The following is a 22,177-nucleotide window of genomic DNA, read 5'->3' as shown; positions in this document are numbered from 1 at the left end:
GCAGCGCCGAAGTGCTTGAAGAGTAAGCCGGGGTCAGGGGCCAAACAATCCGATAATCGACTAACCGTTCGATAATCGAACAGATTGTTGCCTGGCTATCAATCACCTCAAATCCCTGTAGGAGCCGGCTTGCCGGCGATGGCGATCCTGAAATCACTGCAAGGCTCCAAGGCTCCAAGGCCTCATCGCCGGCAAGCCGGCTCCTACATCAGGTGGCGTCGGCGTGGCTGACGAAGCCCTTGATCAGCACCGCCGTGGTGGCCAATGCAGCGGGAATCACCAACGCCGTCAGCACCTGCTCGAAATTCCAACCCAACCCCAACAACGTGGCGCCCATCCACGCGCCGAGGATCGCGCCAAAACGCCCAATCCCCAGCATCCAGGACACCCCGGTCGCCCGCCCCTGGGTCGGGTAAAACCGCGCAGCCAGCGAAGGCATGGCCGATTGCGCGCCGTTGACACACATCCCGGCGATCAACACCAGGGTGGCCAGGAGAGTGATGTTGCCCAGGCTCTGGCCCACCGCGTAGGCAAACACCCCCGCCAGTAAGTAGAAAGTACCGATGACCTTGTGCGGATTGAACCGATCCATGGCCCAACCCACGCCCACGGCGCTGAGCACGCCACCAAACTGGAACAGCGCTCCAATGAACGCTGCCTGTTCCATGCTGGCGCCGCTGTCGCGCATCAGGGTCGGCAACCAACTGGTCAACAGGTACACAATCACCAGGCCCATGAAGTAAGTCAGCCACAGCAACAGGGTGCCGGCGCTGTAGGTGCCGGAGAAGATCACCGCGAACACATTGCGCGCCTTGACGGTTTTCTGTTCCGGGACACTGAAGCTGGCGGCCTGGGCGACGGTGACCGGATCGATGGGTGCCAGGGCCTTGCGCACCTTGTCCGTGCCACGATTGCGCACCACCAGGTAGCGCGCCGATTCCGGCAACCACAGCACCAGTACGCCTACCAGGATCAATGGCAGGATGCCGCCGAGCAGCAGCAGGCTGTGCCAGCCGAACATCGGGATCAGCTTGGCCGAGATAAACCCGCCACCGGCCATGCCCAGGTTGAAGCCGCAGAACATGCTGGTCACCAGCAACGATTTATGACGCTCCGGGGTGTATTCGGACAGCAGGGTCGTCGCATTCGGCATACCGGCGCCAAGGCCCAGGCCGGTCAGGAACCGCAACACCAGCAGTTGATCAACGTTGCTGCTGTAGGCCGAAGCCAGGCTGAACGCGCCGAACACCAGCACCGCGCCCACCAGCACCACCTTGCGCCCGAAACGGTCGGCCAAGGGCCCGGAGCCCAGGGCACCAAACACCATGCCGATCAACGCGGCGCTCATCACCGGGCCGAGGCTGGCACGGTCGATGCCCCAATCCTGGGACAGCGCCGGCGCAATAAAGCCCATGGCCGCGGTGTCCAGGCCGTCGAGAAAGACAATCAGGAAACACAGGATCACCACCCGCCATTGATAGCGGGAAAGCGGTTGCGCATTGATAAAGGACTGCACGTCCAGACACGTACCAACAGAAGGCGAAGGCTGATTCATTATTTTTATTTCCACACCGATGGCGGGCGGACGACGTTGAGTCGTCATTATTATTGGGGCGAAACCAGAACTGCGGCGGTAGGCGCCGTCGCGGTCAATCACGCTGCCGCGACATTAATAAGCCAGGGCAAACACCGTCAATTCGTCAAACCGGGATCTGTGCGGTCACCGAACAGCTTAAGCAAACAGCTGGGCGCTCAGCTCCTGGCTAGCAGAGAGCATGCTCGGCAGGAAGCGCTGCTCTAGTTCGCTACGGCTGACCCGCCCGGCGTGGGTGCTGACGTTCAGCGCGGCCAGCACCTGGCCAGACGCGTCATACACCGGCACGGCAATGGAACGCAGGCCCTGCTCCAGTTCCTGGTCGACAATGCACCAGCCTTGCTGGCGCACTTGCTGCAGGCATTCAAGCAAGGCTTCGGGGGTGGTCAAGGTGCGGCTGGTCTTGGTTTGCAGGTCGGCATGGTCGAGGTAGTCCTGCAACGACGCATCATCCAGGGCGGCCAGCAGGATCCGGCCCATGGAGGTGCAATAGGCCGGCAGCCGGCCACCGACCGACAGATCCACCGAGATCAGGCGTTGGGTCGTGGCGGAACGGGCGATGTAAAGGATGTCGTCACCTTCCAGGGTCGCCATGTTGCAGGCTTCGTGCAGTTGCTCGCTCATGCGGTCCAGGTAAGGCTGGGCCGAAACCGCCAGGGGCGTGGAAGACAGATAGGCATGCCCCAGGGTCAAGACCTTGGGCAATAGGGAATAGGTGCGCCCGTCCGTGGTGGCGTAGCCGAGCTTGATCAAGGTGTGCAGGCAACGTCTGACGGCAGCGCGGGGGATTTCCGTGCGGTGGCTGATCTGCGCGATGGTCAAGTGGCGCTTGCGCTCCTGGAATGCCTGGACCACCGCCAATCCGCGGGCCAGGGAGGTCATGAAGTCCGGATCGCCGGTAAACGCCTGGATGCGCTTGGCCGGAGACGCAACGATCGGCGGCGCCACTGAGGCAAAGGAGTTGCGCAATTGATCGTTCATTTCAGGTCCTTTCTCTTATTTTCGACCGCCATTACAAGCCGGCAGGCCACGGATGTACAAGGCAAGGGCGCCAACATTGGGCGATTATCGGACGGTGATTCGATAATCGCAATTTACAGCCAGGTTGCGCCGAGGATGCCGCTGCACTGAACAATTAATGCCAAGCTTAATTTCAACTGTCACATGCAGGTAATTAAGCAAGTGTGGCGCCAAGTTCTCGACACTATTGGTCTGATGTTTCAAAAGGCAAAGTTGACGTTTTTTAACTTGTTGGCGATAGTCTTATCCAAATGCGCCGCTATAATGCACCCTGTGACAATGTAGAGCTGGCCTGACGCGTGATCTTCGATCCCGCCGAACCTGGCCTTTGCCTTGTCCAGGCCTTGGTCGCAAGTACCCAGCCCTGAAAATCAAAACTGTTGCTACGACAGTTGTTCTTCCCCGGTGCCGTGGCCGCGTGTAATACAGAAGTGGTAGATCGTTGCCCTTTACTGATATCGCGCTTCACCGGAATCAAACTCAACTCAATTAGGTAACAATGTGACGAAAGACGAACTGCGCGCGGAACTTGAGCGCCAGGAACAACGTTACAAGGATGTTTACGGCGGGGAAGTCACCACCTACGCCGCCCAACCAGAGCCGGAGCGCAAACCATGGCGCAAACGAGCCAGCCTGCTCGACCAGGCGTTTGCCCAGGAAATCCAAAAGATCGAAAAGGACCTCAAGACCGAAGAGCCATAAGCCTGTCGGACTGAGCCTTCCTGGCAAGTCATTGCCCTGCCAGCACCTCCTGGCAGGGGCGCCTTGGGCATGCCCTCCAATCGTCAGTTTCGGCGACCTTGCGAAATTTCATACAAGCGTTTCAGACACTTTACCCAAAGTGTCGCACCCCGCTCTGCCCCCTGTATTCTTTACAAATCAATGAGTTGCCAAACCCCCGAAATATCTGGTAGCCGCACCCCGCTGCCAAACTAATTCGTTGAAGAATGTTACCGGCGAGCAGCTAGTGCATAGATTACTGAGGTTTTCTGGCATAATCGCGCCCCCTTACGACCGGGTCATAAAACCTTCATGATCGATTTATTCAGCGGACTGGATGCCTGGGTTCTTGTGAGCCTATTGCTCGCCCTCGCCTTTGTCCTCGCCTTCGAGTTCATCAATGGCTTTCATGACACCGCTAACGCGGTGGCCACAGTCATCTATACCAAAGCGATGCCGCCGCACCTGGCCGTATTCTTTTCCGGGGTGTTCAACTTCCTTGGCGTGTTGCTCGGCGGGGTAGGCGTTGCCTATGCCATCGTGCATCTGCTGCCGGTGGAGTTGCTGATCAATGTCAACACCGGCCATGGCCTGGCCATGGTGTTTTCATTATTAGCCGCGGCCATCACCTGGAATCTCGGCACCTGGTACTTCGGGATCCCGGCATCCAGTTCCCACACCCTGATCGGTTCGATCCTCGGTGTTGGCCTGGCCAATGCCCTGATCAACGACATTCCGCTGGCAGACGGGGTCAACTGGCAGAAAGCCATTGATATCGGTGCCTCGCTGGTGTTCTCGCCCATGGCCGGCTTCCTGGTCGCAGCCCTGGTGTTGATTGGCCTTAAATGGTGGCGTCCGCTGTCCAAGATGCACAAGACTCCGGACCAGCGCCGCAAGCTCGACGACAAGAAACACCCGCCGTTCTGGAACCGCCTGGTACTGGTGATTTCCGCGATGGCCGTGAGTTTCGTGCATGGTTCCAACGACGGTCAGAAAGGCATCGGCCTGATCATGCTGGTGCTGATTGGTATCGTGCCCGCGCAGTTCGTACTCGATCTGGGCAGCACCACTTACCAGATCGAGCGAACCCGCGACGCCACCCTGCACCTCAACCAGTTCTACCAGCGCAACCACGAAACCCTCGGCGAATTCCTTGCCCTGGGCAAAAGTGTCAGAGACGACCTGCCCGGCAAGTTCCGTTGCAACCCGCAACAGACCGAACCGACCATCAACGCCCTCCTTGGCACATTGAAGGGTGTATCCGACTACCACTCCTTGACCTCCGAGCAGCGCATTGAAGTCCGTCGCTACCTGCTGTGCCTGGACGATACCGCGAAGAAAGTCGGCAAGCTGCCAGGCCTTGATTCCCGCGAGAAGTCGGACCTGGAAAAACTGCGTAAAGACCTGACTGCCACCACCGAATACGCCCCGTTCTGGGTGATCCTTGCCGTAGCCCTGGCCCTTGGCCTGGGCACCATGGTGGGCTGGAAGCGCGTGGTACTGACCATCGGCGAGAAAATCGGCAAGCAGGGCATGACCTATGCCCAGGGCATGTCGGCGCAAATCACCACCGCCACCATGATTGGTTTTGCCAATATCTTCGCCCTGCCGGTGTCCACCACCCACGTGCTGTCTTCGGGTGTGGCCGGGACCATGGTCGCGAACAAGAGCGGCCTGCAAGGCGGCACCGTGAAGACCATCCTGATGGCCTGGATCCTGACTCTGCCGGCCACGGTGAGCCTGTCGGCCGGGTTGTTCTGGCTGGCGTCCAAGGCGTTGGGCAGTTAACCGACAACGCAATTAAAAAAAGGCGTGACCTGCGAGGGTCACGCCTTTTTTTGTGCTTCTGTGGGACAGGGAGCTAAATACCGGGCAAAAAAAAGGGCGACCGAAGTCGCCCAAAATGCCTTGCGTGCTCATGTAACCCGGAAAAACCTATGGTTTTTTACGCTTGTTCGCGTCTTTCCAGATAAAAAATCCAAACCCTACAAAAAACAGCACCATGAGGCCGACAGTCAGCACCCCGGCAAAAACCACATTATCGAAAAACATGACCGGCCTCCTGCTCTTGCCCTGTTGCGATGGGGCTAAGTTAACCAAGAAGTCGGGGGGAGAAATTGACGGGGATCAATGTCGCCCGCAACGGGGCGTAAAGAAAGGAAATAACTGACCTGAATCAACAGATTCAGGGCATTTCAGCGCTTTTTGCCTTTGTTTTTCGACTTTTTCTTCGCCTTGCCCAACGGCATGGCCTGCTCGAACGCCTGGCGCACGTCATTAAGGCGCTTGTCATTGAGGTCATGGACCCGCTTGGCCCGCTCGGCATTCAGGTCGATCAGCTTGTCGTCACTCATGGCATGGCTTACGTGGTGGCTGGAGTGCCTCAATAATGCGGCCTGGCCCGCCCGGGGGTCAAACCTCGACGTCCACCCACAACCCCTGGCGGGGCGCGTCCTCGATCAGCGGCGCGACCGGTACCGTATTGTCGGCGTTGAGTTCATCACCCGGGATGGCCAGGTGCTGCTCGGGATCTTCGTCGGCCTCGCGCCGGCGTTTCTGCTGTTCCTGCTGGCGTCGTTGTTCCTCGCGCAGCATCAGGGTCGATTGCTCGGCGTCGCGGTGCTTGAGGTCGATGGTGCTTTCGTTGGAGCTCGGCTGCGCAGGCACCACCGGCGGGATATCGGGCTTTGGGCGCACGGGGTCGAGTTGTGACGTGACCGGCACAACACTCAAGGGCAAGATCGGTGGCAGCATAATTATTAGTCTCCTGTCAGCAGGCTGTCGGCTGGTGCACTGGCGACTTGAGCCTGGGGCCGCCAACTTGTGACCCAGTCGTCAGTTACCCGTGCCCTGCCACCCGTCGAATCGCCCTCTTTGATCCCTGCAAGCGGAGTAGTTTTTGTCAGAGTCCTTTGGCTGGGGGCCTTGTTCCGTTAGAATAGTCGGCTTTTTCACGGCGGGAGTCAGGCAGCATGGCGCAGCAGTATCAACCGGGGCAACGCTGGATTAGTGACAGCGAAGCAGAGCTGGGGTTAGGCACCGTTCTCGCACAGGACGGCCGCTTGTTGACCGTGCTCTATCCGGCCACTGGCGACACCCGCCAGTATGCGCTACGGAATGCGCCCCTCACTCGCGTGAGGTTTTCGCCGGGTGACACCATCACCCACTTCGAAGGCTGGAAAATGACCGTGCGCGAGGTCGACGATGTCGACGGCCTGCTGGTCTACCACGGCCTCAATGGGCAGAACGAGCAGGTCACCCTGCCGGAAACCCAACTGTCGAATTTCATCCAGTTCCGCCTCGCCAGCGACCGTCTGTTCGCCGGCCAGATCGACCCGCTGGCCTGGTTCTCCCTGCGCTACCACACCCTGGAACACACCAGCCGCCAATTGCAGTCCGCGCTCTGGGGCCTGGGCGGCGTGCGTGCGCAGCCGATTGCACACCAATTGCACATTGCCCGCGAAGTCGCTGACCGGATCGCGCCACGGGTGCTGCTGGCCGACGAAGTGGGCCTGGGCAAGACCATCGAAGCCGGCCTGGTGATCCATCGCCAACTGCTGTCCGGGCGCGCCAATCGCGTGCTGATCCTGGTCCCGGAAAACCTGCAGCACCAATGGCTGGTAGAGATGCGCCGGCGTTTCAACCTGCAGGTCGCGCTGTTCGACGAAGAACGTTTTATCGAAAGCGATGCCAGCAACCCGTTCGAAGACACCCAGCTTGCGCTGGTGGCCCTGGAATGGCTGGTGGACGACGAAAAAGCCCAGGACGCGCTGTTCGCCGCCGGCTGGGACTTGATGGTGGTCGACGAAGCGCACCACCTGGTCTGGCACGAAGAAAAAGCCAGCGCTGAATACCAACTGGTCGAGCAACTGGCCGAGACCATTCCCGGCGTGCTGCTGCTGACCGCAACCCCGGAACAACTGGGCCAGGACAGCCACTTCGCCCGTCTGCGCCTGCTGGACCCGAACCGTTTCCACGACGTCAAAGCCTTCCGCGCCGAGAGCGAGAACTATCGCCCGGTGGCCGAAGCGGTCCAGGAATTGATGGACAAGGGCCGCCTCTCGCCGGCCGCGCACAAGACTATCCAGGGCTTCCTCGGCAACGAAGGCGAAGCCCTCCTGGCCGCCGTCAACGATGGCGACACCGAAGCCAGTGCGCGCCTGGTGCGTGAGCTGCTGGACCGTCACGGCACCGGTCGCGTGCTGTTCCGTAACACCCGCGCCGCGGTGCAAGGCTTCCCTGAGCGCAAGCTGCACGCCTACCCGTTGCCGTGCCCGGACGAGTACCTGGAACTGCCGTTGGGCGAGCATGCCGAGCTGTACCCGGAAGTCAGCTTCCAATCGCAACCGGATATAGAAGAAGAAAACCGCTGGTGGCGCTTCGATCCGCGCGTCGAGTGGTTGATCGACCAGTTGAAGATGCTCAAGCGCACCAAGGTCCTGGTGATCTGCGCCCACGCCGAAACCGCCATGGACCTGGAAGACGCCCTGCGCGTGCGTTCCGGCATCCCGGCCACGGTGTTCCACGAGGGCATGAACATCCTCGAGCGGGACCGCGCCGCCGCCTACTTCGCCGATGAAGAGTTCGGCGCCCAGGTGCTGATCTGTTCGGAAATCGGCAGTGAAGGCCGCAACTTCCAGTTCGCCCACCACCTGGTGCTGTTCGACCTGCCATCGCACCCGGACTTGCTGGAGCAACGCATCGGGCGTCTGGACCGGATCGGCCAGAAGCATGTGATCGAACTGCACGTGCCGTACCTGGAAACCAGCCCGCAAGAGCGGCTGTTCCAGTGGTACCACGAAGCCCTGAACGCCTTCCTCAATACCTGCCCGACCGGCAACGCCTTGCAGCACCAGTTCGGCCCGCGCCTGCTGCCGCTGCTGGAAAATGCCGACGACGGCGAATGGCAAGCGCTGATCGACGAAGCCCGCGCCGAACGCGAGCGTCTGGAAGCCGAGCTGCACACTGGCCGCGACCGTTTGCTGGAGCTCAACTCCGGTGGCGCTGGCGAAGGTGACGCACTGGTCGAGGATATCCTGGAGCAAGACGACCAGTTCACCCTGCCGATCTATATGGAAACCCTGTTCGATGCGTTTGGCATCGACAGCGAAGACCATTCGGAAAACGCGCTGATCCTCAAGCCCAGCGAAAAAATGCTCGACGCCAGCTTCCCCCTTGGCGACGACGAAGGCGTGACCATCACCTACGACCGCAACCAGGCGCTGTCGCGCGAAGACATGCAGTTCATCACCTGGGAGCACCCGATGGTCCAGGGCGGCATGGATCTGGTGCTGTCCGGCTCCATGGGCAACACCGCCGTGGCGCTGATCAAGAACAAGGCGCTCAAGCCGGGCACCGTGTTGCTGGAGCTGCTCTACGTCAGCGAAGTAGTGGCGCCGCGTTCGCTGCAACTGGGTCGCTACCTGCCGCCGGCAGCACTGCGCTGCCTGCTGGATGCCAATGGCAATGACCTGTCGGGCCGGGTGTCCTTCACCACTCTGAACGACCAGCTGGAAAGCGTGCCCCGGGCCAGCGCCAACAAGTTCGTACAGGCCCAGCGCGACCAACTGACGCCTCGGATCAACGCCGGCGAAGAGAAAATCGCCCCGCGCCACGCCGAACGTGTGGCCGAGGCGCAACGCCGCCTGGCAGCGGACACCGACGAAGAGCTGGCGCGCCTGACCGCCCTGCAAGCCGTCAACCCGACCGTGCGCGACAGCGAACTGGTTGCCCTGCGCCAACAGCGCGAGCAAGGTCTGGCCATGCTCGACAAGGCGGCGCTGCGGCTGGAGGCGATTCGGGTGTTGGTCGCCGGTTAATCCGCGCCCTGCCCTGATGAACAAAAAGGCCCGCGCAATGCGGGCCTTTTTTATGGGGTTTTGCGGGCCTCATCGCAGGCAAGCCAGCTCTCACAGTGATCGGTGCGCTAACTGACAACTCGGTTAACTGTGGGAGCTGGCTTGCCTGCGATGGCATCACCTCGGTTTCAAGCTGTAGCCGCCGCTGCCGGCACCTCAACCCTCCCCAACCCATCCTTCATCCGCTTGGCATCGCGCACAAAACACCGTGAAGCCTGGAACAGAAACAGCATGGTCAGGAACAACGCTACCGGGATCAGGTACATAGCGTCATGCAGGCCCACGGCCTTGAACGCCTCGGTCATTTGCTCGGCACCCGCTGCGTACATCGCCGCATGGGCAAAGTGATCAGACAGTGCGCCCACCACCACCGGCCCCATGCCACCGCCCAGCAGATACAGGCCGGCGAAGAACAGCGCCATGGCCGTCGCCCGCAGGCGTGGCTCCACCACGTCCTGGATCGCCGTGTACACACAGGTGTAGAAGTTATAGGCGAACAGCCAGCCCACACTGAACACCGCGACAAACACCCCAATCTCGATACGCCCCGCATGCAGGGCCCAGGCCGTGCATACCGTGGAGATAATCAGGCTGAACGCGGCAAACAGCAGCCGACCGTTGGCAATGCGCTGGTGAATCTTGTCCGCCACCAGGCCGCCCAGGGTCAGGCCGAACAGGCCCGTCACGCCGACAATCACCCCGGTCGCCACGGCCGCTTCTTGCAGCGGCATCAAAAAGTAGCGTTGCAGCATCGGCACCAGGAACGAGTTGCAGGCATAGGTCGCAAAGTTGAAACACAGCCCCGCCAGCACCAGCCACAGGAAGGTGGGTACCGCCAACACGCGGCGGATCGGCCGGTCGACTTTCTCCTGGGAAACCTGCACGGTTTCGGCCGCACCGCGCTTGGGCTCCTTGATGTAAAACATGAACACCGCGAGGATCAGCCCCGGGATGGCCGCAATAAAGAACGGCGCTCGCCAGCTGTCGAACGCCTTGACCATCGCGCCGATGGTGAAGAACGCCAGCAACAGCCCCAGGGGCAGGCCCAGCATGAAAATCCCCATGGCCCGGGCGCGACGGTGGGCCGGGAACAGGTCGCCGATCAGCGAGTTGGCGGCCGGCGCATAACTGGCTTCGCCAATGCCGATGCCCATGCGCACCAGCAGGAAGGTCCAGAAGCTGCCGACCATGCCGTTGACTGCCGTCAACGCGCTCCAACTCGCCAGGCCCCAGCCCATCAGCTTGCTGCGCGAACCGGTATCGGCCAGGCGCCCCAGGGGCAAGCCGGCAATGGCGTAGACGATGGTGAACGCGGTGCCGATGATGCCGAGCTGGAAGTCACTGAGGTGCCATTCCATGCGGATCGGCTCGATGATGATCGCCGGGATCGTGCGATCAAAGAAGTTGAACAGGTTGGCCAGGAACAGCAGGAACAGAATGCGCCAGGCATTCGCCGCTTGGGTCGAGTTCTGCATGGGTCCGTCTCTTTTATTGTTATAGAGGCTCGATGCCGACGCATCCTGCCCGGAACCTGCAATCTAGTCAGGCACGGCGCGGTTGTCTGTAATGATTCGTAAAGCTGATAGGGCGTAATTTCATCCAGGACAGCGGGGTTTTGCCCGGCAAAAAAATAAGCACCCGACCCCCTTCCCAAGCGCCTTGGCAGGAATAGAATAGCGAGCCTTCCGCAGTTCCCCCCTTACCTCTTATTGATGACGTGCCATGTCCGATGCCAGTCCGTGTCTGAATTGCGGTGCCTGCTGTTCACACTTTCGCGTGTCTTTCTTTTGGGGCGAATGCGCCTCATCAGGCGGCACCGTGCCCGATGAACGGGTGGTACAGATCAACCCCAGCCGGGTGGCGATGATCGGCACCGACCAGAAACCGGCACGCTGTTGCAGCCTGGAGGGCGAAGTAGGCAGCGGCACCCGCTGTTCAATCTATGAGCAGCGTTCCAGCGTGTGCCGGGAGTTCGAGGCGTCGTGGAGCCAGGGTGAAGTCAACGTCGATTGCGACGCCGCACGCGCGGCATTTGGCCTGGCGCCACTGGAACAGCCGCCTTACGAGTTTGAGCTGCCCATCAGCGCTTAGCACCATTGGCTATGGCCAGCATGCCAAAATCGAAGAAATCAAAATGCCATTACGGCTTGCGATTCCGTTGAGCCTTCTATACTCGATTCCATAGGTCATCGCCGCGCGCCGTGACACGAGATGACTCTGTAACGGGACATGCTATGGAATGGCTGGGTCTGCATTTTTTTACCCCCCTTCCCGAGAGCGGGCATTTATTAATCGATTGCACCCATAACCCCTTCCTGGTGCTACTGGCGTACCTGGTTGCCTGCGCAGCGGGCTTCGGCACCCTGGACATGGCCGAACGGGTCGGCCACGTCGACAACCTGACGGCAAAACGCCGCTGGCGCTGGATCGGCGCCGGTTGCCTGGCTGGCGGGATCTGGTCGACGCACTTCATCAGCATGCTGGCGTTCCAGGCGCCCATCGCCATCCATTACGAACTGTTCATGACCTTTGCTTCGTTGCTGATCGCCATGATCGCGGCGATGTTCGCCATGCAAACCCTCAGTCATGCACAACTGCGCTTTCATCAGTACCTGGTGGCGTCCATCTGGATGGGCCTGGGCATCGCCCTGATGCATTACGTGGGCATGTCCGCCATGCGCTCCGAGGCCCAGGTGTATTTCTCCAGCGGGCTGTTCGGGTTGTCGATAGCAATCGCCATTGGCGCTAGCCTTGCGGCCTTGCTGCTGTCCCGCTACCTGCGCAATGGCAGCGGGATGTTCCACCAATTGCTCAAGTACGGTGCCAGCCTGGTGCTGGGCGCCGGCATTATCAGCATGCACTTCACCGGCATGGCCGCCATGCAATTGCTGGTGCCCACCGGGGCCGCGCCGTCGTTGCCGATCGATAACAACCCCACGCAGCTGGGGCTGTCGGTGGCTGTCATTACGTTGCTGGTGATCGGCAGCAGCATCAGCGCGGCCCTCGCCGACAAGAAACTGCAGCACAAGGAGCGCGACCTGCGGCGAGTCAATGCCTTGCTGAGCGAGCTGGACCAGGCGCGGGCGTCCCTGCAGCAAGTGGCCCATTACGACGCCTTGACCAGCCTGCTCAATCGCCGGGGCTTCAACCAGATCTTCGCTGAAAAACTCGCGCAGAAAACCCAGGCCGGAGGCATGCTGGCGGTGATCTTCCTCGACATCGACCACTTCAAGCGGATCAACGACAGCCTGGGCCACGACGCCGGCGACGAACTGCTGACGGTGCTGGCTGGCCATATCAAGAGTTCGGTGCGCAGCCACAATGATGTGGTGGCGCGGTTCGGCGGCGATGAGTTCTGCATCCTGATCAACATCCATCATCGCGATGAAGCGCGGCACATGGCCCAGCGCATCATGCAAAAAATGAAAGAGCCCATCGAACTGGCCGGTCGACGCATGGTGATGACCACCAGCATCGGCATCAGTGTATTTCCCGAGGACGGGACCACCAGCGAGGAACTGCTGAAAACTGCCGACCTGGCGCTGTACCAGTCCAAGGATGGCGGGCGCAACAGCCTCAACTTCTTCAGTTCCAACCTCAAAACCCGGGCCTCTCTTGAACTGCAGTTGGAAGAGGAGCTGCGAAACGCGTTACGCAGCCAAAAAGAACTGGTCCTGCACTACCAACCCATCCTGGACCTGCGCAAAGGCAAGGTCACCCGGCTCGAAGCCCTGGTGCGCTGGCAACATCCCCTGCATGGCTTGCTGGCGCCAGACCGGTTTATCGGCATTGCCGAAAACAACGGCCTGATCGCCGAGCTGGACAACTGGGTACTGCGCCAGGCCTGTGCCGACCTGGGCTGGCTGACGGACCAGGGCCACCCGGACCTGACCATGGCCGTCAACTGTTCGGCCCTGAACCTGGCCCGTGACGAGTTGGCCGATGAGATCGAATACGCCTTGCGCAGCAGTGGCATCGCCGCCAGCCGCCTGGAGCTGGAAGTCACGGAAAATGCCTTGATGGGCAACATCAGCAGCACCCTGGTCCTGCTGCGGCAAATCCGCGCGCTGGGTGTCGCGCTGTCCATCGATGACTTCGGCACCGGCTATTCCTCGCTCTCCTACCTCAAGCGCCTGCCCCTCAATACACTGAAGATCGATCGCTCCTTTATCCAGGACATCCCCAAGTCCACCACCGATATGGAGATTGTCCAGGCGATCATCGGCATGGCCCACACCCTACACTTGCAGGTGATCACCGAAGGCGTGGAAACCCCGCAGCAACTGGAGCTGCTGGTCAAGCATGGCTGCGATTACGTGCAGGGTTACCTGCTCAGCGCAGCGGTGCCGGCCAGTGAAGTCAGCGCTGTGATTACCGCGCTTGACCAGCACAACCCGCTCACACCGCTAAGCCTGGCGGGCGGCAAGGACGCCTCTTCGGTTGTACGTCCCATCCGCTGAAGCGCAGCAGCCTTGGCATATCGCCATCATTTTGATTAAAGAACGCCGACGAACGGCCGATTCATGAGAGTCCGGCGTCGCTTTTCCCTAGAAACAATAGGGTTAAGACTGATCGCCGAGGCCTAAAACGCACTGTAAAAGTCGCGAACTCTCACTCGGTGATGGCTCTTTAATGCTTTCCAGCCATCCGTCCAGGCACATGGCGCACAATGACTTCTAAAAATAACCCTGTTACTGCGGTATCCGACGTGTTGCTCACAGCTCCTGCGGAAAAACCCTCAGGCTCAAAGTCATTGCACAGTCAACGTGCGCTGGGCACCCAGCAATACCTGTACTTCACCGAGACCAACACCGACCGCATCCTCGACAACCTCGACGGCCTGCGCGACATGGTCTTCCCGCGCCCGCCGCACCTTGAGGGTGACAGCGAGTTGCGCAGCGAGCAGGAGTTTCCCTCGGTCTGCCTGATCGGCCTGGGGCGCTGCGGTTCCAACATCGCCCTGGATGTGGCGGAGTTGGTGTACAACGCCCGCAAGTTCTACCTGAACGAGTTCAGCACCGAAGACAAATCCTACGTTGAAAAGGGCTACAGCCCAGCCCAATGGATCCGCAACAACCTGCGCCTGGGCGCCAGCAAGGCCAGCAAGCCGGTGTTCCTGGTAGAACCATTGGTGATGCTCGGCGACCTGGACAAGGACATTGCCGGGCGCATCCGCTTCTCGCGCAAGGGCGAGAAAAGCGGCTTTTTGCGCGACTACAGCAAGATGAAGATCATGGACCTGTCGGAAGTGCATGCCGGCGGCGCCGGTAACGCCCCGATCCTGGGCCAGTACCTGGCCAAGATCATCCTCAATAAGGATACCCAGCGGTTTTCCAGCCCCGACTGGAAGATGATCCACTCGTACCTGATCGACTCCTGCGGGATCAAGGCCAACCAGTCGCGCCTGTATTTCTCGATTTTCAGCGCCGGCGGTGGCACCGGCTCGGGCATGGCCTCGGAGTTTGGCCTGGCCCAGCAACACTCGTACATGAACAAGACCTTCGACACCAAGCCCGCCGACGAGCACGACAGCAAGAGCGGCCATGCCTTCGTGTTCGAGCCGATCTTCACCAGCGGCATCTGTGTGCTGCCGAACATCTCCGATCACCGCAGCGAAATGTCCGAGGCGCTGCATATCAACGCCGGTCGGCTGCTGTGCAAGTACCTGTCGGAGGAATGGGACTTCTCGTACAACTTCGACAATGAAGACAGCAGCGAGGCCAGCGTCAAAGGCCGTATCCGCCCGTGGAACGCGATGATGCTGATCTCCAACGACATCATGCGTTACGCCGAAGAAAGCGACGACGGCAACATCCAGAACATTGACGTCAATGCCATGGAAAAACACGCCAACCAGTACATCTCACAGCAGATCTTCAACATTCTGACGGCCCAGGCGGTGACGACCGACTACGACCAGAACTATTTCCGCCGTGCCGGCATCGATATCGGTGAAACCATTCGCCTGGACGCCAACGACCTGTTCATGAGCCTGGCCGGGCCGGTGGCAATTGCCTATGCCGAGTCGGTCGTGCCGGAAACCCCGGCGCCGAGCAACGACAAGTTCAAGGTGTTTGAAAAAGAACCCCAGCGCCTGAACATCGATGACTTGTTCTTCCGCTCCATCGACCTGCCTCACTTCAATAAGGTCACCCAGGCCATCGAAGGCATCAGCCTGTTGCCGATCGAATCCAAGCGCTATAAGGCGTCCCTGGAGCAATACAAGAATTCCGGCTATGACGCGGCGGCCCTGCATGACCTGCACTTCTTCAAGAACTGCTCGTCGGTGGTGTCTATCGTCTCCCTGCCCAAGGACTACAAGCTGTCCTATATGGACCTGAACCGGCTCAAGACCCACCTCAACAGCCTGTTCCCCAACACCACGCTCAAGCGCTACGCCCTGGTGATCGGCGCTTCGGCCAACCTGTCGCTGACCACCCTGATCGCCAAGAGCCCGTGCCTGTCAGATGATTTCCTGACGTTGATCGTGGCCTTTATCAAACGCTGCTTTGCCCGCAACCCGTACCGTTTCGACGAGACGCTGGACAACTCGATCCTGGATTTCATCATCCACGAAGACTTCGACGAGGACCGTATCGACGAGTTGCTCAACGAATTCGAGAACCCGGCGAAAATCCTCGATACCAACTGGTACGCGATCAAGCCGATGTATGAGAAGAAGTACCGCGAGCTGATCAACGACAAGGAGAAGTTTGTCTCGATCAACGACATACGTCTGTCGCGCGATTGCGTGAAGAAGGCGATCAAGTACCTGCGTGAGATTTATCGTCACCGGATTGGCAAGACCAAGGTTATTTCCTTGAATAACCATACGGGCAAGACCGCCTAGACCGCGGCGCGGCCTTCGCGAGCAAGCCCGCTCCCACAGTTGACCGAGGTCTACCCTTGGAATGCGGTCGACTGTGGGAGCGGGCTTGCTCGCGAAAGCGGTCTGCCAGGCGACAATATCCATAACCTTGCCACACCAAGAAACAATTCCCCCGGCCATTCGCGGCCCGCAAAACTGTTCCCATGACGTTTACGTCACCCTCCCTTGTGACCTTTCTTCACGGCCAGTTGCCATCATGGGCAAAGCGGTTACTCCGCTACACACTTTTAAAGGCGCGAAACTCGCACCATTTCGGTGCCTGCGTTTAGTTGGATGCCCTTTCCTGGATCAGAATCCACGGCGAAACCACCACCGCCCACAGGCTCGGATTACGCTCCACCAGGTCCAATGCCCGCGTCGCAGACACTTCGCCAAGGCTCCCCGAGGCCAGCCAGGCAGCCACTTTGTCCCGACTGTCCTCGGCCATCCCCTCGGCCGCTTCGATCAAATCCAGACCGGCGTCGACCCACAATAGGGCACCCTTGGCGAAGAACGGTTCAAGCTCCTTCCAGGAAATTTCCGCGGTTTCGCCGAGCAGCTTGGCATAGAGGGTGCTAGGTTCTTGCGTCATGGGAACTCACCTGAGGAAAAAATCGGCGCAATCATACCGTCGAGGCTTCCCCAGAAAAACCCAGTTGCAATTGAGGCACCGATTGAAAGTGTCAGGAACGCCAAGGATTGCCCGAGACTCTGGCATTCACCCGCCGCAATTCTGTCTTTTTCTTTCATTTAAGCGACATACCCGGGGTTTGCCCCCAGCAGCTAGCTTTTCAAGCGATCAACCGGCGCTCTACACTGTACCGGTACAGTTGCCAGGCCGCTGCCGGGGGATATCCGAGATATCTGATCCGGTTCTGTAGCCCACAAGGCCGCTAGAACTATAAAAAATACAACAGTAAGAGTGGAGCACTATGAATAAGGCTACTAAGCAGATTTCCAAACTGTTTGCCGCTATGGTCCTGGCTGGGGTTGCCGGCCATTCGTTCGCAGCTGACACCATCAAGATCGGTATTGCCGGCCCTAAAACCGGCCCTGTGACCCAATACGGCGATATGCAATTCATGGGTGCCAAGCAAGCCATCAAGGACATCAACGCCAAGGGCGGTGTCGATGGCAAAATGCTCGAAGCCAAGGAATACGACGACGCTTGCGACCCTAAACAAGCCGTTGCCGTAGCCAACAAAGTGGTCAACGACGGCGTCAAGTTCGTGGTCGGCCACCTCTGCTCCAGCTCCACTCAACCTGCAACCGACATCTACGAAGACGAAGGCGTGATCATGATCACCCCGGCGGCCACCAGCCCGGAAATCACCAACCGTGGCTACAAGCTGATCTTCCGTACCATCGGCCTGGACAGCGCCCAGGGCCCTGCGGCCGGCAACTACATCGCCGACCACGTCAAGCCGAAGGCCGTCGCAGTCCTGCACGACAAGCAACAATACGGTGAAGGCATCGCCACCGCCGTTAAACAGACCCTCGAGAAGAAAGGCATCAAGGTTGCCATGTTCGAAGGCCTGAACGCCGGCGACAAGGACTTCTCCTCGATTATCCAGAAGCTCAAGCAAGCCAACGTCGACTTCGTCTACTACGGCGGCTACCACCCGGAACTGGGCCTGATCCTGCGCCAGGCCCAGGAAAAAGGCGTGAAAGCCAAGTTCATGGGCCCGGAAGGCGTGGGCAACGACTCCATCTCGCAAATCGCCCAGAAAGCCTCCGAAGGCCTGCTGGTCACCCTGCCGAAATCCTTCGACGCCGACCCTGCGAACAAGGCCATCGTCGACGCACTCAAGGCTGACGGCAAAGACCCAAGCGGTCCGTTCGTGTTCCCGGCCTACTCGGCGGTTGAAATCATCGCTGGCGGCATCGCTGCTGCAAAAAGCGAAGACACCACCAAAGTGGCCGAGGCCATCCACGCGGGTACCTTCAAGACCCCGACCGGCGACCTGAGCTTCGATAAGAACGGCGACCTGAAAGACTTCAAGTTCGTGGTCTACGAATGGCACTTCGGCCAACCAAAAACCGAAGTATCCCCTCAGTAAGCCAGGCGTTACTGGACAACAAGCCCACTGTGCAAGCAGTGGGTTTTGTTTTACGAGGTTTATGGGCCACGCACCCGCGATCCGGGCGCTGGCTCACCTGAAAATCTTAAAACCGTCACCAGCGGTTCGCTGGCAAATGCTTTGTGCAAATGTGCTCACAGAACACAGCACCAGGCTGGAAGATGACTCCACCAGTGAAATGCGTATCGGGTTTTTAGGAGCGCTGTAATGCCTGAGATCTATCATTTTTTCCAACAGCTGGTTAATGGCCTGACCATTGGCAGCACCTATGCCTTGATAGCCATTGGCTACACAATGGTTTACGGCATCATTGGAATGATCAACTTCGCCCACGGCGAGGTGTACATGATTGGCTCCTACGTGGCGTTCATCGCCATTGCCGGGCTGGCCATGATGGGTATCCACTCCCTGCCGCTGTTGATGACTGCCGCGTTCCTTGCGTCAATCGTCGTAACCAGTGCCTACGGCTACAGTATCGAACGCGTTGCATACCGCCCCCTGCGTGGCAGCAACCGCCTGATCCCGTTGATTTCCGCCATCGGCATGTCGATTTTCCTGCAGAACACCGTATTGCTGTCCCAGGACTCCAAGGACAAGTCCATTCCCAACCTGATCCCGGGGAGCTTTTCCTTCGGTCCAGGTGGCGCACAAGAAGTGCTGATTTCCTACATGCAGATCCTGGTCTTCGTCGTCACCCTGGTGGCCATGCTGGGCCTGACCCTGTTCATCTCCCGCTCCCGTCTGGGGCGCGCCTGCCGGGCCTGTGCCGAAGACATCAAGATGGCCAACCTGCTGGGCATCAACACCAACAACATCATTGCCCTGACCTTCGTCATCGGCGCCGCACTGGCCGCCGTCGCTGCCGTGTTGCTGAGCATGCAGTATGGCGTGATCAACCCCAACGCCGGCTTCCTGGTGGGGCTCAAAGCCTTCACTGCGGCGGTCCTCGGCGGCATCGGCAGTATTCCGGGCGCGATGCTCGGCGGGCTGGTGCTGGGTGTGGCCGAAGCGTTTGGTGCCGATATCTTCGGCGACCAGTACAAGGACGTGGTGGCCTTCGGTCTATTGGTTCTGGTGCTGTTATTCCGGCCGACCGGCATCCTGGGCCGTCCGGAGGTTGAGAAAGTATGAGCAGATATCTTAAATCGGCGTTTTTCAGCGCCTTGCTGGTATGGGCCGTGGCCTTTCCGGTACTCGGGCTCAAGTTGAGCATTGTCGGGATCAACCTTGAAGTACACGGCACCGGGCCGGTGACGCTGACCATCATTGCCCTGTGCTCGGTGCTGATGTTCCTGCGGGTGCTGTTCACCCAGCAGGTCGGGGCGCTGCTCAAGTCCAATCGTGGCCCGCTGGTCTCGCCCAAGGTCAGCCAATTCCTGACCCTGCCGCGCACCCAGCGCTACATCATCATCGGCCTGATCGTGGCCGCGTTGATCTGGCCATTCTTCGGCTCCCGTGGTGCGGTGGATATCGCCACCCTGATCCTGATCTACGTGCTGCTGGGCCTGGGCCTGAACATCGTGGTGGGCCTGGCCGGCCTGCTCGACCTGGGTTATGTGGGTTTCTACGCGGTGGGTGCCTACACCTACGCGCTGCTCTCGCACTACCTGGGCTGGAGCTTCTGGATCTGCCTGCCTCTGGCCGGCATGGCAGCGGCGACGTTCGGCTTCCTGCTGGGCTTCCCGGTGTTGCGCTTGCGCGGTGACTACCTGGCCATCGTGACCCTGGGTTTTGGTGAGATCATCCGTCTGTTCCTGCGTAACCTCACTGATATCACCGGCGGCCCCAACGGCATCAGCAGCATTCCCAAGCCAACGTTCTTCGGCTTGTCGTTTGATCGCTCCGCTGCCGAGGGCATGCAGACCTTCCACGAGTACTTCGGGATTGCCTACAACCCGGTGAGCAAAGTGGTGTTCCTGTACCTGGTCGCCCTGTTGCTGGCCCTGGCCGCGCTGTTCGTGATCAACCGCCTGCTGCGCATGCCGATCGGGCGTGCCTGGGAAGCGCTGCGTGAAGACGAAATCGCCTGCCGTGCGCTGGGCCTGAACCCGACCATCATCAAGCTCTCCGCCTTCACCCTGGGTGCCGCGTTCGCCGGTTTCGCCGGCAGCTTCTTTGCCGCTCGCCAAGGCCTGGTGACACCGGAGTCGTTCACCTTCATCGAGTCGGCAATCATCCTCGCCATCGTGGTATTGGGTGGCATGGGCTCGCAGTTGGGCGTGATCCTCGCGGCCATCGTGATGATCCTGCTGCCGGAACTGATGCGTGAATTCAGCGAGTACCGCATGTTGATGTTCGGCGCCATGATGGTGCTGATGATGATCTGGCGCCCTCAAGGCCTGCTGCCCATGCAACGTCCACATATGGAGCTGCGCAAATGAGCCGCGAGATCCTGAAAGTCGAAAACCTGAGCATGCGCTTCGGCGGCTTGCTGGCGGTCAATGGCGTCGCCCTGACCGTCAAAGAGAAACAAGTGGTCGCGTTGATCGGCCCCAACGGCGCCGGCAAGACAACGGTGTTCAACTGCCTGACCGGTTTCTACAAGCCGGCCGGTGGCAGCATCCTGCTGGACGGCCAGCCGATCCAGGGCCTGGCCGGTCACCAGATTGCCCGCAAGGGCGTGGTGCGGACCTTCCAGAACGTGCGGTTGTTCAAGGACATGACCGCCGTGGAAAACCTGCTGATCGCCCAGCACCGGCACCTGAACACCAATTTCTTCGCGGGCCTGTTCAAGACCCCGGCGTTTCGCAAGAGCGAGCGCGAGGCCATGGAATACGCCGCGTACTGGCTGGACAAGGTCAACCTGACCGAGTTTGCCAACCGCCCGGCCGGCACCCTGGCCTATGGTCAGCAACGTCGCCTGGAAATCGCCCGCTGCATGATGACCCGCCCGCGGATCCTGATGCTCGACGAACCGGCTGCGGGCCTCAACCCCAAGGAAACCGAAGACCTCAAGGCGTTGATCGGTGTGCTGCGTGAAGAAAACAACGCCACCGTGCTGCTGATCGAACACGACATGAAACTGGTCATGAGCATTTCCGACCATATCGTCGTGATCAACCAGGGCACGCCGTTGGCCAACGGGACGCCGGAGCAGATCCGCGACAACCCGCAAGTGATCAAAGCCTATTTGGGGGAAGCGTAAATGCTGCAATTCGAAAACGTTTCCACTTTCTACGGCAAGATCCAGGCCCTGCACGACGTCAACGTGGAAGTGCGCCAGGGCGAAATCGTCACCCTGATCGGCGCCAACGGTGCCGGCAAGTCCACCCTGCTGATGACCCTGTGCGGTTCGCCCCAGGCTCACAGCGGCAGCATCCGCTACATGGGTGAGGAACTGGTGGGCCAGCACTCGGCGGCGATCATGCGCAAGAGCATTGCCGTGGTCCCGGAAGGCCGTCGGGTGTTTGCCCGCCTGACCGTGGAAGAGAACCTGGCCATGGGCGGGTTCTTCACCGACAAGGGCGACTACCAGGAGCAGATGGACAAGGTGCTGCACCTGTTCCCTCGGCTCAAGGAGCGCTTCAGCCAGCGCGGCGGCACCATGTCCGGTGGCGAACAGCAAATGCTTGCCATCGGTCGTGCGCTGATGAGCAAGCCCAAGCTGCTGTTGCTGGACGAGCCTTCCCTGGGCCTGGCGCCGATCATCATCCAGCAGATCTTCGATATCATCGAGCAGCTGCGCAAGGACGGTGTGACGGTGTTCTTGGTGGAGCAGAACGCCAACCAGGCGTTGAAAATTGCCGACCGCGCCTATGTGCTGGAAAACGGCCGGGTGGTGATGCAGGGCAGCGGCGAACAACTGCTGACCGATCCGAAAGTGCGCGAGGCGTACCTGGGCGGCTAAAAACGGTTGCTGGATGAACCGGACCAACATGTGGGAGCGGACTTGCCCGCGATGGCGGTGTGTCAGTGCTGGATGTCTTGGCTGACACGCCTCTATCGCGAGCAAGCCCGCTCCCACATTTGCTTTGTGTGAATCGTAGATTTCGCGCTGTTTTAAAGTTTTCTTCGATCCACCTGTAACGATCCCCTC

19 protein-coding genes are annotated in these 22,177 nt (G+C 59.9%); 11 read left to right on the top strand and 8 right to left on the bottom strand.

The features are described 5' to 3' along the window. Positions 1–208: 208 nt before the first annotated feature. Both HBO19_RS22755 and pcaR read right to left on the bottom strand, forming a co-directional pair. Complete coding sequence (locus HBO19_RS22755) at positions 209–1,555, bottom strand: MFS transporter (protein ID WP_170042899.1); 1,347 nt, start codon at positions 1,553–1,555, stop codon at positions 209–211. 177 nt (positions 1,556–1,732) lie between these two features. Continuing rightward, positions 1,733–2,575: a pca regulon transcriptional regulator PcaR gene (pcaR, locus tag HBO19_RS22750; RefSeq protein WP_029297080.1), complete on the bottom strand. Its 843-nt coding sequence runs from the start codon at positions 2,573–2,575 to the stop codon at positions 1,733–1,735. Between the two features lie 540 nt (positions 2,576–3,115). Here pcaR and HBO19_RS22745 point away from each other — a divergent pair. After that, a complete protein-coding gene (locus HBO19_RS22745) occupies positions 3,116–3,316 on the top strand; it encodes a hypothetical protein (protein WP_169955512.1) in 201 nt (66 codons plus the stop codon). A gap of 330 nt (positions 3,317–3,646) precedes the next feature. Further along, positions 3,647–5,122 carry an inorganic phosphate transporter gene (locus tag HBO19_RS22740; RefSeq protein WP_115127556.1) on the top strand — a complete coding sequence of 492 codons (1,476 nt, stop codon included), beginning with the start codon at positions 3,647–3,649 and terminating at the stop codon, positions 5,120–5,122. Between the two features lie 147 nt (positions 5,123–5,269). Here the strand turns inward: HBO19_RS22740 and ccoM are convergent, their stop codons facing one another. The 3 genes from ccoM to HBO19_RS22730 form a co-directional block, all read right to left on the bottom strand. Beyond that, positions 5,270–5,386 carry a cytochrome c oxidase subunit CcoM gene (gene ccoM, locus HBO19_RS28675; RefSeq protein ID WP_029297086.1) on the bottom strand — a complete coding sequence of 39 codons (117 nt, stop codon included), beginning with the start codon at positions 5,384–5,386 and terminating at the stop codon, positions 5,270–5,272. Positions 5,387–5,529: 143 nt separating this feature from the next. Then, complete coding sequence (locus HBO19_RS22735) at positions 5,530–5,688, bottom strand: hypothetical protein (protein WP_170058354.1); 159 nt, start codon at positions 5,686–5,688, stop codon at positions 5,530–5,532. 58 nt (positions 5,689–5,746) lie between these two features. Beyond that, positions 5,747–6,088, bottom strand: coding sequence for a hypothetical protein (locus HBO19_RS22730; RefSeq protein WP_029297088.1), 342 nt, complete (start codon positions 6,086–6,088; stop codon positions 5,747–5,749). 218 nt (positions 6,089–6,306) lie between these two features. Between HBO19_RS22730 and rapA the strand changes: the two genes are divergently transcribed. Then, entirely contained in the window at positions 6,307–9,153 is a 2,847-nt protein-coding gene (gene rapA, locus HBO19_RS22725; protein WP_169955510.1) for an RNA polymerase-associated protein RapA, read from the top strand. A 167-nt stretch (positions 9,154–9,320) separates the two neighbouring features. On the opposite strand, the gene HBO19_RS22720 is transcribed toward rapA, so the two are convergent. After that, positions 9,321–10,667 (bottom strand): MFS transporter, encoded by a 1,347-nt coding sequence (locus HBO19_RS22720; RefSeq protein ID WP_115127555.1) that lies wholly within the window; start codon positions 10,665–10,667, stop codon positions 9,321–9,323. Between the two features lie 247 nt (positions 10,668–10,914). On the opposite strand from HBO19_RS22720, the gene HBO19_RS22715 reads away from it, so the two are divergent. The 3 genes from HBO19_RS22715 (at position 10,915) to HBO19_RS22705 (ending at position 16,042) form a co-directional block, all read left to right on the top strand. Then, positions 10,915–11,283, top strand: coding sequence for a YkgJ family cysteine cluster protein (locus HBO19_RS22715; RefSeq protein WP_169955508.1), 369 nt, complete (start codon positions 10,915–10,917; stop codon positions 11,281–11,283). 143 nt (positions 11,284–11,426) lie between these two features. Then, positions 11,427–13,652 (top strand): bifunctional diguanylate cyclase/phosphodiesterase, encoded by a 2,226-nt coding sequence (locus HBO19_RS22710; protein ID WP_170058353.1) that lies wholly within the window; start codon positions 11,427–11,429, stop codon positions 13,650–13,652. A 209-nt stretch (positions 13,653–13,861) separates the two neighbouring features. After that, on the top strand, positions 13,862–16,042 hold the full coding sequence (locus tag HBO19_RS22705; RefSeq protein WP_169955506.1) for a hypothetical protein: 2,181 nt from the start codon (positions 13,862–13,864) through the stop codon (positions 16,040–16,042). A 304-nt stretch (positions 16,043–16,346) separates the two neighbouring features. Here HBO19_RS22705 and HBO19_RS22700 read toward each other — a convergent pair whose 3' ends face one another. Continuing rightward, a complete protein-coding gene (locus tag HBO19_RS22700) occupies positions 16,347–16,652 on the bottom strand; it encodes a DUF2288 domain-containing protein (protein WP_170042903.1) in 306 nt (101 codons plus the stop codon). Further along, complete coding sequence (locus HBO19_RS22695) at positions 16,649–16,810, bottom strand: hypothetical protein (RefSeq protein ID WP_169955504.1); 162 nt, start codon at positions 16,808–16,810, stop codon at positions 16,649–16,651. The genes HBO19_RS22700 and HBO19_RS22695 overlap by 4 nt, the downstream gene beginning before the upstream one ends. Before the next feature lie 182 nt (positions 16,811–16,992). Here HBO19_RS22695 and HBO19_RS22690 point away from each other — a divergent pair, with 182 nt between their 5' ends. The 5 genes from HBO19_RS22690 (at position 16,993) to HBO19_RS22670 (ending at position 21,988) form a co-directional block, all read left to right on the top strand. After that, complete coding sequence (locus HBO19_RS22690) at positions 16,993–18,120, top strand: branched-chain amino acid ABC transporter substrate-binding protein (RefSeq protein WP_170058352.1); 1,128 nt, start codon at positions 16,993–16,995, stop codon at positions 18,118–18,120. Between the two features lie 228 nt (positions 18,121–18,348). Beyond that, the gene (gene livH, locus HBO19_RS22685; protein ID WP_169955502.1) at positions 18,349–19,272 is read left to right on the top strand and encodes a high-affinity branched-chain amino acid ABC transporter permease LivH; all 924 of its coding nucleotides are present in this window, start codon (positions 18,349–18,351) and stop codon (positions 19,270–19,272) included. Beyond that, positions 19,269–20,522, top strand: a complete 1,254-nt coding sequence (locus HBO19_RS22680) for a high-affinity branched-chain amino acid ABC transporter permease LivM (RefSeq protein WP_029297111.1) — start codon at positions 19,269–19,271, stop codon at positions 20,520–20,522. Before livH ends, HBO19_RS22680 begins: the two co-directional genes overlap by 4 nt. Then, positions 20,519–21,286: a high-affinity branched-chain amino acid ABC transporter ATP-binding protein LivG gene (gene livG / locus HBO19_RS22675; RefSeq protein ID WP_169955501.1), complete on the top strand. Its 768-nt coding sequence runs from the start codon at positions 20,519–20,521 to the stop codon at positions 21,284–21,286. Before HBO19_RS22680 ends, livG begins: the two co-directional genes overlap by 4 nt. Further along, positions 21,287–21,988 carry an ABC transporter ATP-binding protein gene (locus tag HBO19_RS22670; RefSeq protein ID WP_029297115.1) on the top strand — a complete coding sequence of 234 codons (702 nt, stop codon included), beginning with the start codon at positions 21,287–21,289 and terminating at the stop codon, positions 21,986–21,988. It begins immediately after the preceding gene. The last annotated feature ends 189 nt before the right edge of the window (positions 21,989–22,177 follow it).

Origin of the sequence: Pseudomonas sp. WS 5021 (assembly GCF_012985535.1) — a bacterium.
Lineage (GTDB): Bacteria > Pseudomonadota > Gammaproteobacteria > Pseudomonadales > Pseudomonadaceae > Aquipseudomonas.
Note: the sequence above shows the minus strand (reverse complement) of the source record. Positions and strands in the feature narration are given on the sequence as shown.